General features: G+C 68.6%; 18 protein-coding genes and 1 other RNA gene. 8 read left to right on the top strand and 11 right to left on the bottom strand.

The features are described from left to right. Positions 1–2: 2 nt before the first annotated feature. Both Q5716_RS04275 and Q5716_RS04270 read right to left on the bottom strand, forming a co-directional pair. Positions 3–233 carry a zf-HC2 domain-containing protein gene (locus Q5716_RS04275; RefSeq protein WP_305001849.1) on the bottom strand — a complete coding sequence of 77 codons (231 nt, stop codon included), beginning with the start codon at positions 231–233 and terminating at the stop codon, positions 3–5. Next, a complete protein-coding gene (locus Q5716_RS04270) occupies positions 230–841 on the bottom strand; it encodes a sigma-70 family RNA polymerase sigma factor (RefSeq protein WP_305001847.1) in 612 nt (203 codons plus the stop codon). The genes Q5716_RS04275 and Q5716_RS04270 overlap by 4 nt, the downstream gene beginning before the upstream one ends. Positions 842–962: 121 nt before the next feature. Between Q5716_RS04270 and aroA the strand changes: the two genes are divergently transcribed. The 4 genes from aroA (at position 963) to Q5716_RS04250 (ending at position 4,811) form a co-directional block, all read left to right on the top strand. Then, positions 963–2,369: a 3-phosphoshikimate 1-carboxyvinyltransferase gene (gene aroA, locus Q5716_RS04265; RefSeq protein WP_305001846.1), complete on the top strand. Its 1,407-nt coding sequence runs from the start codon at positions 963–965 to the stop codon at positions 2,367–2,369. Between the two features lie 4 nt (positions 2,370–2,373). Beyond that, positions 2,374–3,417, top strand: coding sequence for a ribosome small subunit-dependent GTPase A (rsgA, locus tag Q5716_RS04260; protein WP_305001845.1), 1,044 nt, complete (start codon positions 2,374–2,376; stop codon positions 3,415–3,417). Continuing rightward, positions 3,414–4,202 (top strand): inositol monophosphatase family protein, encoded by a 789-nt coding sequence (locus tag Q5716_RS04255; RefSeq protein ID WP_305001844.1) that lies wholly within the window; start codon positions 3,414–3,416, stop codon positions 4,200–4,202. Before rsgA ends, Q5716_RS04255 begins: the two co-directional genes overlap by 4 nt. A gap of 108 nt (positions 4,203–4,310) precedes the next feature. After that, positions 4,311–4,811 carry a septum formation family protein gene (locus Q5716_RS04250; protein WP_305001843.1) on the top strand — a complete coding sequence of 167 codons (501 nt, stop codon included), beginning with the start codon at positions 4,311–4,313 and terminating at the stop codon, positions 4,809–4,811. 50 nt (positions 4,812–4,861) lie between these two features. Here the strand turns inward: Q5716_RS04250 and Q5716_RS04245 are convergent, their stop codons facing one another. Further along, complete coding sequence (locus tag Q5716_RS04245; RefSeq protein ID WP_305001842.1) at positions 4,862–5,587, bottom strand: helix-turn-helix transcriptional regulator; 726 nt, start codon at positions 5,585–5,587, stop codon at positions 4,862–4,864. Between the two features lie 254 nt (positions 5,588–5,841). On the opposite strand from Q5716_RS04245, the gene Q5716_RS04240 reads away from it, so the two are divergent. Beyond that, the gene (locus tag Q5716_RS04240) at positions 5,842–6,090 is read left to right on the top strand and encodes a hypothetical protein (protein WP_305001841.1); all 249 of its coding nucleotides are present in this window, start codon (positions 5,842–5,844) and stop codon (positions 6,088–6,090) included. A gap of 12 nt (positions 6,091–6,102) precedes the next feature. Here Q5716_RS04240 and Q5716_RS04235 read toward each other — a convergent pair whose 3' ends face one another. Further along, positions 6,103–6,783, bottom strand: a complete 681-nt coding sequence (locus Q5716_RS04235) for a response regulator transcription factor (protein ID WP_305001840.1) — start codon at positions 6,781–6,783, stop codon at positions 6,103–6,105. Positions 6,784–6,893: 110 nt separating this feature from the next. Next, positions 6,894–7,290, bottom strand: a transfer-messenger RNA (tmRNA) gene (gene ssrA / locus Q5716_RS04230). A gap of 128 nt (positions 7,291–7,418) precedes the next feature. Between ssrA and Q5716_RS04225 the strand changes: the two genes are divergently transcribed. Next, on the top strand, positions 7,419–8,102 hold the full coding sequence (locus tag Q5716_RS04225; RefSeq protein ID WP_305001839.1) for an SIMPL domain-containing protein: 684 nt from the start codon (positions 7,419–7,421) through the stop codon (positions 8,100–8,102). Here the strand turns inward: Q5716_RS04225 and Q5716_RS04220 are convergent. From Q5716_RS04220 to prfB, 6 genes are all read right to left on the bottom strand, one after another. Further along, positions 8,099–8,449 (bottom strand): VOC family protein, encoded by a 351-nt coding sequence (locus tag Q5716_RS04220; protein ID WP_305001838.1) that lies wholly within the window; start codon positions 8,447–8,449, stop codon positions 8,099–8,101. The two genes, Q5716_RS04225 and Q5716_RS04220, sit on opposite strands and share 4 nt — an antisense overlap. A gap of 38 nt (positions 8,450–8,487) precedes the next feature. Then, entirely contained in the window at positions 8,488–8,964 is a 477-nt protein-coding gene (gene smpB, locus Q5716_RS04215; RefSeq protein ID WP_305001837.1) for an SsrA-binding protein SmpB, read from the bottom strand. A gap of 50 nt (positions 8,965–9,014) precedes the next feature. Beyond that, a complete protein-coding gene (ftsX, locus tag Q5716_RS04210) occupies positions 9,015–9,932 on the bottom strand; it encodes a permease-like cell division protein FtsX (protein ID WP_305001836.1) in 918 nt (305 codons plus the stop codon). After that, a complete protein-coding gene (gene ftsE, locus Q5716_RS04205; RefSeq protein WP_305001835.1) occupies positions 9,929–10,708 on the bottom strand; it encodes a cell division ATP-binding protein FtsE in 780 nt (259 codons plus the stop codon). Before ftsE ends, ftsX begins: the two co-directional genes overlap by 4 nt. A gap of 76 nt (positions 10,709–10,784) precedes the next feature. Further along, positions 10,785–11,330, bottom strand: coding sequence for a hypothetical protein (locus tag Q5716_RS04200; protein ID WP_305001834.1), 546 nt, complete (start codon positions 11,328–11,330; stop codon positions 10,785–10,787). Positions 11,331–11,355: 25 nt separating this feature from the next. Next, complete coding sequence (prfB, locus tag Q5716_RS04195) at positions 11,356–12,465, bottom strand: peptide chain release factor 2 (protein WP_305001833.1); 1,110 nt, start codon at positions 12,463–12,465, stop codon at positions 11,356–11,358. A 71-nt stretch (positions 12,466–12,536) separates the two neighbouring features. Here prfB and Q5716_RS04190 point away from each other — a divergent pair, with 71 nt between their 5' ends. Both Q5716_RS04190 and Q5716_RS04185 read left to right on the top strand, forming a co-directional pair. Then, positions 12,537–13,787: an MFS transporter gene (locus tag Q5716_RS04190; protein ID WP_305001832.1), complete on the top strand. Its 1,251-nt coding sequence runs from the start codon at positions 12,537–12,539 to the stop codon at positions 13,785–13,787. 18 nt (positions 13,788–13,805) lie between these two features. Next, on the top strand, positions 13,806–14,447 hold the full coding sequence (locus Q5716_RS04185; RefSeq protein WP_305001831.1) for a LysE family translocator: 642 nt from the start codon (positions 13,806–13,808) through the stop codon (positions 14,445–14,447). Positions 14,448–14,458 lie beyond the last annotated feature (11 nt).

The raw sequence follows: 14,458 nt of genomic DNA, 5'->3' as shown, positions 1-14,458 counted from the left end.
GATTATGCGTGCTCGAGCTTGGCGAGGATCGCCGCGCGGAGCTCCTCTGGCGCCTTCTCCTGGCACGCCTTCTGCATCTTCTGCGTGAGCGTGAGGCCCACGAGATGCTCGCCCGAGCAGTCCTCGCAGTTGTCGAGGTGCTCGGTGATGTCACGGAAGTCCTGATCGCTCAGCTCGCGGTGCAGGTACTCCTCGAGCTCGGCCTTGGCCTTGTCACAACCGCAATCGGTCATTTCGTGCTCCTGGTGGTGGTGGGCGCGGCGGCGATGCCGCGGTCGCGGGCGTAGTCGGCGAGCAGCTCCCGCAGCATCCGCCGACCGCGGTGGAGTCGGCTCATGACGGTGCCGACAGGGGTCTTCATGATGTCCGCGATCTCTTGGTAGGAGAAGCCTTCGACGTCGGCGAAGTAGACGGCGAGGCGGAAGTCCTCGGGGATCGACTGCAGGGCATCCTTCACGGCGCTGTCCGGGAGGTGGTCTATCGCCTCGGCCTCGGCCGAGCGGGTCGAAGTCGACTGGGTCACCGACTCCGCTCCGCCGAGCTGCCAGTCCTCGAGGTCGTCGATGGTGCCCTGGTACGGGTCGCGCTGCTTCTTGCGGTAGTTGTTGATGAAGGTGTTGGTCTGGATGCGGTACAGCCACGCCTTGAGGTTGGTGCCCTGCTGGAACTGGCCGAACGCCTGGAACGCCTTCACGAACGTCTCCTGGACGAGATCGGCGGCATCCGCGGGGTTCCGGGTCATGCGCATGGCCGCCGCGTACAGCTGGTCCATGTACGGCAGCGCCTGCTCCTCGAAGAGAGCGCGGAGGTCGTCACCCTGCTCGGGTGTGTCGCTAGTCATCAGCGCCCAGTCTAGGTCGCCGAGGTCGGCAAGCCGTGGTTCGTCGAGCACTGCGACCATGACCCCTTCTTCCGCTCCGGACGGCGCCGCCCGATCGATGCGGCCCGATATCCTGTAACCGATGCAGGTCTTCAGGTATTCCGGCCCCGAGTTCAGCCCCTACGGCGACGACGAACTCGTCGTCGCCGACGAGCCGGGACCGTGGGTCGCGCCCGTGGCCGGAGGCGCGCTGGATGCCCGCCTCCAGCTCCCCGGATCGAAGAGCCTCACCAACCGGGAGCTCGTGCTCTCCGCCCTCGCCGATGCACCGACGCTCCTGCGCTGGCCCCTCCACTCGCGCGATAGCGCCCTCATGATCGAGGCGCTCCGCACGCTCGGCACGACCGTCGAGGAGGTCGAGGGCGACGGCCAGTTCGGCCCGGACCTGCTCGTCACGCCGGGCGAGCTCCTCGGCGGCGGTTCAATCGACTGCGGTCTCGCCGGCACGGTGATGCGCTTCCTGCCGCCGGTCGCCGCCCTCGCTCTCGGCCCCGTGGTGTTCGACGGTGACGAGAGCGCCCGCAGGCGACCGATGCGGACGATGATCGAGGCGCTGCGCGGCCTCGGAGTCGAGGTCAACGACGACGGCCGAGGGGCGCTGCCCTTCAGCCTGTACGGCACGGGTGCCGTCGAGGGGGGCGCGCTCTCGATCGATGCCTCCGCCTCCAGCCAGTTCGTGTCGGGCCTGCTGCTCTCGGCCCCGCGGTTCACGCGCGGCCTCGAGCTGCGCCACACGGGCGAGCACCTGCCGAGCATGCCGCACATCGAGATGACGATCGCGTGCCTCGCCGCGCGCGGCGTCGCGGTCGGCACGCCCGAGGTCGGCGTGTGGACGGTCGAGCCCCAGCCCATCGCCGGCGGCGAGGTGCTCATCGAGCCGGACCTCTCCAACGCGGCACCGTTCCTCGCTGCAGCTCTCGTCGCGGGCGGCACCGTGACGATCGAGGGCTGGCCGGATGCGACGACCCAGGTCGGCGCTCACCTCGAGTCGATCCTGCCCCTGTTCGGCGCGCGGGTCACCCGTGCCGGCGGCGCCCTCACCGTGGACGGCGGCGCGGGCCTCCTCGGCGGCGGCAGCATCCCGGGAGTCGACCTCGACCTGTCGGCGGGCGGCGAACTCGCCCCCGCGATCGTGGGTCTCGCCGCCCTCGCCTCGACTCCGAGCCGCATCACGGGCATCGGCCACCTTCGGGGCCACGAGACCGATCGGCTCGCCGCCCTCGCGGCCGAGATCACCGGCCTCGGCGGGAACGTCACCGAGCTCGAGGACGGTCTCGCCATCGATCCGGCCCCGCTGACCGGGGGGCTGTGGCACACGTACGAGGACCACCGGATGGCGACGACCGGGGCGATCATCGGCCTCGCCGTGCCCGGAGTGCTCATCGAGGACATCGACACGACGTCCAAGACCCTCCCCCAGTTCGCCGAATTGTGGTCGGGCCGACTCATCCATGTCGGCGGCGCGGCCGCCGCCCCCGAGCTGCTGTAGCCGGATGAGCTGGCTCACCGACGACGACGACGAGGCCTACTCGGAGTACGACGAGTCGTCGGCCCGGGTCCGCCCCAATCCGAAGGGCAGCAAGCCCCGCACGAAGCACCGGCCCGATCACGCCGACGCCGTGCCCGGTCACGTGTTCACCGTCGATCGAGGTCGCTACGGCGTGTGGGTCGGCGAGGGCACCGCCGACGAGCGTCAGGTGACGGCGACGAAGGCGCGCGATCTCGGACGCTCGCCCGAGGGCCGCATCTCCGTCGTGCCTGGCGACTGGGTCGACCTCGTGGGAGACACGAGCGGCGACGAGGGCTCGCTCGCGCGGATCGTGCGGATCCACCCCCGCTCGAGCCTCCTGCGCCGCAGCGCCGACGACACCGACGCCGTCGAGCGCATCATCGTCGCCAACGCCGACCAGATGCTCATCGTGGTCGCCGCCGCCAACCCGGAACCCCGACCGCGGCTCGTGGACCGCTACCTCGTCGCAGCGTACGACGCGGGCATCCACCCGATCCTGTGCGTCACCAAGACCGACCTGGCCGACCCGTCCGACTTCCTCGCGAACTTCGCCGGGCTCGACCTCACCATCGTGACCAGCCGGTCGGATGCCGTGCCCCTCGACGAGCTCCGGGCGCTCCTCGACGGCCACACGACCGTCGCCGTCGGGCACTCCGGGGTGGGCAAGTCCACACTCGTCAATGCGCTCGTGCCCGAGGCCAACCGCGCCACCGGTCGGGTCAACGACGTGACGGGGCGCGGTCGGCACACGTCGTCCTCGACGGTCTCGTACCGCCTCGGCTCGGGCTGGATCGTCGATACCCCCGGTGTGCGGTCGTTCGGTCTCGGGCACGTCGATCCCGCGAACATCCTCGGCGCGTTCGGCGACCTGGCGCAAATCGCGAAGAACTGCCCGCGAGGATGCACCCACCTGCCCGACTCGCCCGACTGCGCGATCATCGAGGCCGTCGACGAGGGCGTGCTCGGCGAGTCGGGGCGACTCCGGCTCGATTCGTTCCAGCGGCTCATCAGTACGCTGGGTTCGTGACCGAGTACTCCCGCTCCGACGATCTCGCCCTCGCTCTCGCCCTCGCGGGCGATGCCGACCTCATCTCCCTCGACCGGTTCCACGCCGTGGACCTCGTCGTCACCACGAAGCCCGACAGGACTCCCGTGACCGACGCGGATCAGGCGGTCGAGCGCAGCATCCGGGCCGGTATCGAGGCGGCGCGCCCGCACGACTCGATTCTGGGCGAGGAGTACGGAACCCAGGGCGCGGGGTCGCGCCAGTGGATCATCGATCCGATCGACGGCACGGCGAACTTCTTGCGCGGGGTCCCGATCTGGGGCACCCTCATCGCGCTCGCGATCGACGGCGTGCCGGTCGTCGGCGTCGTGAGCTCCCCCGCACTGGGCAAGCGCTGGTACGCGGCGGCGGGGCACGGCGCGTGGGGCATGAGCGAGGGCGGTGAGCCGCGTCGGCTCGCGGTATCCGGAGTGGCGGAGCTGGCCGATGCATCCCTCAGCTACAACAGCCTCCAGGGCTGGGACGGCGAGGGTCGGCTCGACGATGTCGTCAGGCTCTCCCGGGCCGTGTGGCGGTCACGGGCGATCGGCGACATGTGGTCGTACATGCTGCTCGCCGAGGGGTCGCTCGACATCGTCGGCGAATTCGACCTGAAGCCGTACGACATGGCCGCGCTCATTCCCATCGTCGAGGAGGCCGGCGGCCGCTTCAGCTCGGTCGAAGGGCAGCCCGGACCGTGGTCGGGGTCCGCCCTCGCGACGAACGGGCTCCTGCACGACGCCGTGCTCGAGGCACTGCGAGGCTAAACCTTAATCGATTCGATGCAGCGTGTACCCCAAACGCGGGGCACAGTTTTCGCTAGGCTCAATCGAATCCTGCACCGCAATGCAGAAACACACAGAAAGAGTGAAGCGATGACCATCACCAGTGACAAGGTCTGGACCCGCACCCTCGCCGCGCTGACCGTGGGGGCCGCAGCTGTCGTGCTCTCCGGCTGCAGCCTGCTGGGCAACGTCACCAACACCCCGATCGACGTCGACCCCTCGGACGGGACCGACACCGACGTGTTCACCATCAAGGTCGGCGACTGCCTCAACGACGGCACCGCCACCGGCGAGGTCAGCACCGTTCCGACGATCGACTGCGCCGAGCCGCACGACAGCGAGGCCTACGCCTCGATCATGATCCCGGACGGCGACTACCCTGGCGAGGACGCGGTCCTCGACCAGGCCAACACGGACTGCGAGGCGGAGTTCGCCGGCTACGTGGGCATCGCCTACGAGGAGTCGACGCTCGGCTACGCGTACTACTACCCGACCGAGGAGAGCTGGGCGAGCGGCGACCGAGAGATCCTCTGCCTCGTCTACGACCCCGCGGGTCAGGTCGAGGGATCGCTCGCCGGCACGGCGCGCTAGATCCGGCACGTAGCCGAGGGGCGCTCCCGAGAGGGGGCGCCCCTCGGTGCTTAAGCGCTGAGCTCGCCCTCGCCCGCCGCGCCTCGAATCGCGGCGGGGGTCGCGTCGAACACCGACTGGAGCGCTCGGCGCAGTTGCTTCTCGGAGGAGAACCCCGCGCGCTGGGCGATCTCGACGAGCGGGAGCGCCTCGGGCAGCCGGAGCATCTCGGCCGCACGACGGGCTCGCGTGGCACGGATGTGCTCGCTGATGCCGCCGAGTTCGGTCGCGGTCAGGTCGTAGAGGGTGCGGCGGGATACCCCGAGCGTCTCGGCGATGGTGTCGGAGCTCAGCCGGGGATCGCTCGAGAACCGCTCGACCATGCGTGCGATCTGCGATCGGCGGGCCGAGGCGACTACTGCCGGCGAGGGCGCGATGCCGGTCATCACCTGGATGAGCTGGCCGAGGGTCCTGGCCCACGCCGGCTCGATCGAGAAGGCGAAGTAGTTCGGCACGACGAGCGACCGACCGAGCTCCTGGATCATCGCGAACACCGGTTGGGTCGCCGCGGGGGACCCAGCGAGCTCGCCCAGTCGGATGACCCGGTCGATGGCTTCCTCGGTGGCCGGGATCAGCCCGTGATACATCTGGATGAGGAGCGACGTGGAGCCGCCAGGGTCGTCGCGCGGGAACTCGGCCCCGTCGTCGTAGAGGCGCAACCGCCGCACGATAAGCGGATTGCGCCTCTGAGCCGAGCCGGGGTCGAGATCGCTACCGATCTCGACGAAGGCGCTCACAAGTCTCCCCCGGCGCGTCAGACTCGCTCGAGCCGACAAGTCGGTATTGGCATCACGGATCACGATTGCACTACCACCCCTAGTACCGGTGCTCCCGACCGGTGAGGCGGGTAGTCCCCGGGCCAAGGTCGCACCTCTGCAATGGGACCATGATCCGCACAGTTGCGCAGCGATGTCAACCCGGTGACGCATCCCTCCTCCCGACCTACATTTGACGTACCCCGTTCGGGGGTGCAACGACTCCAGGGGGTGTCATGGCGACTTCGGCACAGCTCGCAGCACAGCAGTTCTCGCGGAACGAGCCCGCGATCGAGTTGATCGACGACGACACCTACGCCGTTCACCGCGCGACCGTGCGGCTCGGGTACATCCACCGCGTCGGCAACGTCTTCGTCGCGCTCGAGGGGGCCCACCTCGCGCACGCCGTCGAGGTCGGGCAGTCCCTGTCGTGGGACGAGGCGCTCGCGATGCTCGAGCGAGCGCACCGGGCTCACGCGGCCTGAGGGCTCCGGGGATCAGCCGGCAGCGAGCATCCAGCCTCCGTCGTCCCCGTGCACGAGCGCGCGCCCGGCTCCGTTGACGAGGTCCTTGACGCGTCCGAGGATGCGATCGGCGAAGTCGCGGGGAACGCGGATGCCGCGCACCGCCGTCGCACGGATCAGCTCGCCCACCGACATCCGTGCGCCGGGGCGCTCGGCGAGAGCGTGGAGCATCTCGTACTCCAGCGGCGTCAGCGGCAGGAACTGGTCGCCACGCCACGCCACCCCAGCCTCGTCGTCGAGCACCAGATCGGCTACCGTCCGGCTCGTCGGGGCCAGTCCGAGCCGACGGATGATCGGGTGCAAGCGGTCGATGACCTCCTCCAGCCCGAACGGCTTGGTGACGAAGTCATCGCCGCCGGATGCGAAGGCGGCGAGACGGTCCTCGTGGGATGACCGCCCCGTGAGGAACACCACCGGAGTCGTCATCCCGCGCTCGCGCAGGAACGCGACGACCTCGGTGCCGGGCACGTCAGGCAGTCCGACGTCGATGAGGATGATGTCGGGTTCGAAGCGGGCCACTTCCCTGATAGCGCTCGCGCCGTCCGCGGCGGACCTCGCGTGCCAGCCCTCCAGCTCGACCGCGACCGACAGCAGATGTGTGATGGGCTCCTCTTCGTCGACGATGAGGATGCGGGGAGGCCTGAGCTCTGTCATGGCTCCAGCCTCGCCGAGCAGCGCCGCTGCGGCATCACTCGCAGGGATGAATGAGGGGTACTCCCGAGGGAGTACTCACAACGCGATAGCGGCCCGGGCCTCACGGCCGGTGGTGGAGATGGGGGGAATTGAACCCCCGTCCATCGCTGTAATCCTGCGCCTTCTACGGGCGTAGCTTGTGAAAGCGTTCTACTCGGCCCCGACCTTTGCCACAAGCACCTAAGTCGACAGGCCCAGTCTCAGTGAAAGTCCCGCGCGGCCCTGAGGCTCAACCGTGCAGCAATCCCTCTGGATGACGCCAGGCACCGGGTAGAGGGCATTCCCGGGCTGACGGTCTCTTTTAGTGGGTAAGGATGAACTTACGCCGCGAGGGCGAAGTCGGCCTTAGCCGAGACAGTGCTCTTAGAATCGGCACTTATTGTTTTGCACGGATCGTTTACGAGATAACCGTGCGTCCTCGACCCGCTTCTCGCAGTTTTGCAGGCAATGTCGAAACCGATCATCCCCTCGAAACGGGCCGCTATCGCGCTGTGGAATTATCAATCGCTGCCCTGAGGCAGCCTTCTATTGTACGCCCTTTCTCCCAGGGTCGCTATGCGAGGATTCTTGCACCCACCCCGGAGCAGAGGAGCCGCATGGCCGAGACCGTCATCACCGTGCAGGGCGAGTACAGCGCCTGGTACCCCGCCGAGCGGGCGACCGTGGGGGCGGGCATCCACGCGTGGGGGCCCGATCGCGAGACCGTCTTCGGGGACGCGGTCGCCGCGAGCGACGCAGTTCGCGGGCTCATCGAGCCCCTCATCGACAAGAACGCCGGCCCGGTGACGTGGTGGTCGTCGGACAGCGTCCGCGTCTGGTCGGAGCGGCCCTGGAACAACGAAGGCAAGCAGCTCGACCCCGTCTTCCATGCGGCGGTCGACTTCTCCGTGAAGTTCAAGGACTTCGAGGCCCTCGCGCGGTGGGTCGAGCAGGTCGCCGCCATCGAGCATGCGAGCGTCGGTTCGATCGAGTGGGGCCTCACGGATGCGACGCGCACGTCCGCCACGGTCGAGGTGCGCTCGCGCGCGGTCAAGGATGCCGTCGCCAAGGCGAGCGTCTTCGCACAGAGCATCGGCCTCGGCACGGTCACCGCGATCGCCCTCGCGGACCCCGGGATGCTCGGCGACCCGTCCGGCGGAGGCGGGGCCGCCCCGGCGCCGATGTACCGCGCCGCGATGAAGAGCTCCTTCGATGCGGCGGGCGGGGCGCCCCAACTCGCGCTCAAGCCCGAGGAGATCGCCGTGGCATCCGTCGTCGACGCCCGCTTCGTCGCGAGCTAGCTCGGCAGCTCCCACAGCTCCAGGGGGAGCCCCTCCGGGTCGTGGATGCGCACAAAGCGCCCGTACTCGGTGTCCCACTCCGGCCGCTGCTCGACGGCGATACCGGCGCGCTCGAGGCGGTCGACGAGTTCATCGAGCTCGGTGACACGCAGGTTCAGCATGAACGGTTGCTCGGCGTCGAAGTAGTCGCTGTTCGCGGGGAACGGCGCGAACACGGTCATCCCTGCGTCCTGCTCCCACATGCCGTCCTGACCCGCGTGGATGCCGAGGTGCTCGCGGTACCACGCCGCGCGCGCCTCGGGGTCGCGACTGCGGAAGAAGAGCCCGCCGATTCCGGAGATCGTCACGGCGGAAGCCTAGTGCGCTCGCGATCCGGGAGGAGCGGCTACTCGCCCAGGTTGTTGCGCGAGCGCATCGCCCGCTCGGCCTCGCGGTTGTCCTGCCGCTCGCGAAGGGCCTGGCGCTTGTCGTACTCCTTCTTGCCCTTCGCGACCGCGATTTCGACCTTCGCGTTGCCGTCGCTGAAGTAGATCGAGAGCGGCACGAGGGTGTAGCCGCCGTCCTTGATCTTGTTCGCGATCTTCAGGATCTGCGCCTTGTGGAGGAGCATCTTGCGCTTGCGGCGCGGCGGGTGGTTCGTCCATGAGCCCTGGTTGAACTCGGGGATGTGCACGGCGTCGAGCCACGCCTCTCCCCCGTCGATGAAGCCGTACCCGTCGACGAGGCTCGCGCGGCCCTCGCGCAGCGACTTGACCTCGGTGCCGGTCAACACGAGGCCCGCCTCATACGTGTCCTCAATGAGGTAGTCGTGGCGAGCCTTGCGGTTGCTGGCGACGACCTTCTGGCCGCGGTCCCTGGGCATGGTCGGATCTTCCTGTCGTTGGTGAGCCGACCAGTGTATCAGCGGGCGAGCTAGACCTTCAGGTATCGGCTGATCGCGACACCCGCCGAGGCCGCGGCGAGCGCGGCGCCGACTACCACGAGGATCGGCACGACCACGACGGCGTCACTCAACCCCACGAGCGTCGTCGTCGCCTGCAGGGTCGACTGCAGGTAGCCCTGCACGAAGAACTGGACGATCGCGACGATCGCCGCCCCCGCGAGGAGCGATCCGATGAGTGCTGCGAACACCCCCTCGAGGATGAAGGGGGTTTGGATGAACCGGTTCGAGGCACCGACGAGTCGCATGATCCCGAGCTCCCGCCGCCGAGAGAACGCGCTGAGGCGGATCGTCGTCGCGATGAGCAGGACCGCCGCGATGAGCATGAGCGCCGCGACCCCGATGGCCGTGTAGCTCGCCGCGTTGAGCACGGAGAAGATCTGGTCGAGGTAGCCGCGCTGATCCTCCACGTTCTGCACTCCGGCGGCACCGGACAGGCTCTCGATGAGGATGTCGGCGTCGGCGGGGTTGATGAGGTTGACGCGGAAGCTCTCGTTGAGAGTCTCCGGCGTCACGAACGCCGCGATGGGGCTGTCGGCGAACTGGTCCTGGAAGTTGGCGTAAGCCTGCTCGTGGGTCTCGAACTCGTAGCGCTCGATGTAGGGCGCGAGCGCGGCGGACTGCAACTGGGCCTCGACCGCGTCGATCTGCGCCTGGGTGGCTGCGGTCTGCGTGCAGTTGCCGGTGGTGTCGACGGCCGTGCACATGTACACGGCGACCTGGGCCCGGTCGTACCAGTAGCCCTTCATCTGCCCGATCTGCATCTGCAGCAGGATCGCGGCGCCGACGAAGGTGAGCGAGATGAAGGTCACGAGCACGACCGAGACGACCATGCTCACGTTGCGGCGCAGTCCGTTCGCGACCTCGCCGAGGATCAGTCCGAGCCTCACGGGGCGACCTCCGTGGAGAGGGGGAACGCCGAGGTCGACGGGGCGGGGGTCGGGGCATCCGGTCGGGCGAAGCCCTGCACGGTCGGCACGGCCTGGGTCTGATAGCCGCCCTGGCGCTCGTCGCGCACGATCTGGCCGCTGATGAGCTCGATGACGCGGCGCTTCATCTGGTCGACGATCCCCGCGTCGTGGGTCGCCATGACGACGGTCGTCCCTCCGAGGTTGATCCGCTCGAGGAGGGTCATGATGCCTGCTGAGGTCGCCGGGTCGAGGTTTCCCGTCGGCTCGTCGGCGAGAAGGATCGCCGGCTTGTTGACGACGGCGCGAGCGATCGCGACGCGCTGCTGCTCACCGCCGGAGAGCTCGTGCGGGAAGCGGTTCGACTTGCCGGCGAGACCGACCATCTTGAGCGCATCCGGAACCGCCTCCTGGATGAACCCGCGGCTCTTGCCGATCACCTGCAGGGTGAAGGCGACATTGTCGAACACCGTCTTGTTGGGAAGGAGCCGGAAATCCTGGAAGACGACGCCGAGGTTGCGGCGGAAGTACGGGACCTTGCGGCTCGGGAGGGCGTTGAGGTGCTGGCCGAGGACGTGGATCTGGCCCTTCGTCGGCGTCTCCTCCTTGAGGATGAGCCGGAGAAAGCTCGACTTGCCGGAGCCCGAAGCGCCGACGAGGAAGACGAACTCCCCCTTGAGGATCTCGAGGCTCACGCCATTGAGCGCGGGCCGAGAGGTGCCTGCGTATGCCTTGGTGACGGAATCAAAGCGAATCATGACGGGGTCAGCCTAAGTAGACGTGTCAGTATCCCCCGCAGCGACACCCGCGCGCGCCGGATTCCCAGGATTCGCGCTACCCGGGGATCGGGAGGGGGTCGCCCGGTCCCGGCGGCTCCTCCATGAGTGTGATCGCCTCTGCTTTCGTAATGTGCGAAGGGAAGTTGTACTTCGCGAACTTGCCCTTCGGGTCGTACTGGCTCTCGGGCATGGCGATCGAGGTGTGCGGCAGGAGGTCGAGGAGGAGCTCGCGGGCGCGGTCGTCGAGAACGATCGAATGGCCATCGTGGAGTTGGATGCGGAAGGCCAGTCGCGGGGCATCGAGTTGCAGATCGAGGGCCGAGTAGTTGTCGACGTCGATAAGAAGTCGAGCGGCGTAGACGTCGGATGCCTCGACCTTGCGTCGCCCCCGACGCAGTCGACGGGATTCCGGGGCGATCTCCACTCCGCCGGTGCGATTGGAGGCCTTGATGAGTCCAGCCACAAGCGCGACTACGGGCAGGAGGAGCAGTCCGACGGGCGGATCGAACAACAGTGCGCTGAGCCCCGCCCAGCTGTCGACCTGAATGGCTCGTCGCGACCCGGGCAGCAGGTGCCAGCGCTCGTCGCCCGCGTCATCCATGCGCCCATTGTGGCGCAGGAGGTGACTAGTCCTCGACCACGCGCTTGCGCCACTTGATGCCGGCGGCGATGAAGCCGTCGAGGTCGCCGTCGAAGACGGCCGTGGGGTTGTTCACCTCGTACTCGGTGCGGAGGTCCTTGACCATCTGGTACGGCGCGAGCACGTACGAGCGCATCTGGTCGCCCCAGCTCGCGGTGATGTTCCCCGCGAGCTCCTTCTTGGTGGCGGCCTCCTGCTCGCGCTGCAGGATGAGCAGTCGCGACTGGAGCACGCGAAGCGCGGCGGCGCGGTTCTGGATCTGGCTCTTCTCGTTCTGCATCGACACGACGATGCCGGTCGGGAGGTGGGTGATGCGCACCGCGGAGTCGGTCGTGTTGACCGACTGACCGCCGGGACCCGAGGAGCGGAAGACATCGACGCGGATGTCGTTCTCGGGGATGTCGACCGTCGTCGCCTCCTCGAGGAGCGGGATGACCTCCACCGCCGCGAAGCTCGTCTGCCTCTTTCCCGCCGCCCCGAACGGGCTCATGCGCACGAGGCGGTGCGTACCGGCCTCCACGCTGAGCGTGCCGAATGCGTACGGCGCGTCGACCTCGAAGGTCGCGGACTTGATGCCCGCCTCCTCCGCGTACGACGTGTCCATGACGGTGACGGGGTACTTGTGCTTCTCCGCCCAGCGGAGGTACATGCGCAGCAGCATGTCGGCGAAGTCGGCGGCATCCACCCCGCCCGCGCCGGCGCGGATCGTGATCACCGCGGGCCGCTGGTCGTACTCGCCGTCGAGGAGGGTCTGCACCTCGAGATCGCCGAGGGTCGCCGTGATGGCGGCGAGCTCGGCGCGCGCGTCGGCGGCGGCACCCGCATCCTGCTCCTCGTTCGCGAGCTGGACCATGATCTCGAGGTCGTCGAGGCGGTTCTCGATGCTCGTGATGCGGGCGAGCTCGGACTGGCGGTGGCTGAGCGCGCTCGTGACCTTCTGCGCGGCATCCGGGTCGTCCCACAGGTCGGGGGCGCCCGCCTTCTCGCTCAGCTCGGCGATCTCCTTCTGGAGGCCCTCGATGCCGATGACGCTGCGGATGTCGGCGAAGGTGGAGCGGAGGGCCGCAATGTCGTCAGTGAAATCGAGCTCGTCCATGTCGGCGTCCAGCCTACCGGCGCGTGCTGGGCGGACGCTCCGCCGGGAGCCGCGGCGTAGCATCGAGAGCGATGTCGTCCCCGCAGCAGCCGTTCCGTTGGAAGTCGATACTGCTGCCAGCGCTGCTGCCGACCCTGCTGTTCTCGATCGGCGAGGGTGCGATCATCCCCATCATCCCGATCGCCGCGAACAACCTCGGGGCGAGTCTCGCGATCGCCGGCCTCGTCGCCGCGGTGCTCACCGTCGGCGAGCTCGTCGGCAACATTCCCAGCGGGTGGCTCATCGCGCGCATCGGAGAACGGCCCGCGATGATCGGGGCGACGGCCCTCTCCGTCGTCGGCCTCGTGATCTGCCTCATCGCCCCCAACCCGCTCGCGCTCGGCTTCGGCATCCTGTTGGTGGGGCTCGCGACCGCCGTCTTCGCGCTCGCGCGGCACGCCTTCATGACGACGTTCGTGCCGATCGAGTATCGCGCCCGAGCCCTGTCGACACTCGGCGGGGTGTTCCGTCTCGGCTTCTTCATCGGGCCGTTCATCACGGCCGGGATGATCGAGCTCACCGGCTCGGCGAGCTCCGCGTTCTGGGTTCACCTCGTCGCGTGCGCAGGTGCGGCGCTCATCCTGATCTTCCTGCCCGACCCGACGGAGACCTTCGGCGCCGTGCGCACCGCCCGGTTGGCGGGCAAACGGATGACGGAGGGAGAGGCACTCGTCGAGCGAGAGTCGAACGGCCTGTTCCGCACGATCGCCGCCAACCGCGCCGTGCTCTCGCGGCTCGGCGTCGGCGCGGCGATCGTCGGGGCGATGCGTGCGAGCCGCAACGTCATCCTCCCCCTGTGGGCGGTGAGCATCGGGGTCGGCGACTCGACGACCGCAGTCATCATCGGCATCGCGGGCGCCGTCGACTTCGCCCTGTTCTACACCGGCGGCGCGATCATGGACCGGTTCGGCCGGCTGTGGACCGCCCTGCCCTCCCTCATCGGTCTCGGCATCGGGCACCTGCTGCTCGCGTTCACGCACGACGTGCCGTCGAAGCTCGCGTGGTTCATCGTCGCGGCGATGGTGCTCGCGGTGTCGAACGGCATCGGCTCGGGCATCCTCATGACTCTCGGAGCGGATCTCGCCGACAAGCGCAATCCGGCCCCGTTCCTCGGGGCGTGGCGGTTCACCGGCGGGCTCGGCGGGGCGAGCGCGCCCCTCGTGCTCGCCGGGCTGACAGCGGTCGCGAGCATCTCCGTCGCCGCCGGGGCCGTGGGGGTGCTGGGCTTCGTCGGGGCGGCCGTGGTCGCCCGCTATGTGCCGAGGTTCCTGCCCGGTCGGTAGCGCGGCTAGCATTCGAGGATGGTCCCGCTCGCCAATCTCGTCGCCTTCGCGCTCGTCGCGATCCCGATCATCCTGCTGCCGGGGCCGAGCGTGCTGTTCATCATCGGGCGGTCGCTGTCCCTCGGCCGAGTGGGCGGACTTGTGAGCGTCGTCGGCAACGCGATCGGCGGACTCGTCGTCGTCGCGGCGGTAGCCTTCGGCGTCGGCTACGTGATCGCCCAGTCGGTCGTGCTGTTCACGATCGTGAAGATCGCCGGCGCCGCCTACCTCGTCTACTTAGGCATTCAGGCGATCCGACACCGCCGAGCCGGCATGGATGCCCGTGCCGCCGCTCCCGCCCACGCGAAGCCCGGGCGACTCCTCGTGCAGGGGGTGATCGTCGGCGTGAGCAACCCGAAGACGATCGTCTTCTTCATCGCCGTGCTCCCGCAGTTCGTGGACTACCACTCCGGAGCGATCCCGCTGCAGCTGCTGGTCCTCGGCACCCTGTTCGTGCTCATCGCCCTTGCGACCGACAGCGTCTGGGCGCTTGCCGCCGGAATTGCCCGCGACTGGTTCGCCCGGTCGCCCCGGCGCATCTCGGTGCTCGGCGCGACCGGCGGTGCCGCCATGATCGGGCTCGGGGTCGGATCGCTGTTCGTCGGGCACGGCAAAGACTGACATGGGTCTCA

The sequence above is a fragment of the Antiquaquibacter soli genome (assembly GCF_030580675.1).
In the GTDB taxonomy this organism is placed as follows: domain Bacteria; phylum Actinomycetota; class Actinomycetes; order Actinomycetales; family Microbacteriaceae; genus Rhodoglobus; species Rhodoglobus soli.
This window is presented reverse-complemented; position numbering and strand designations above follow the sequence as displayed.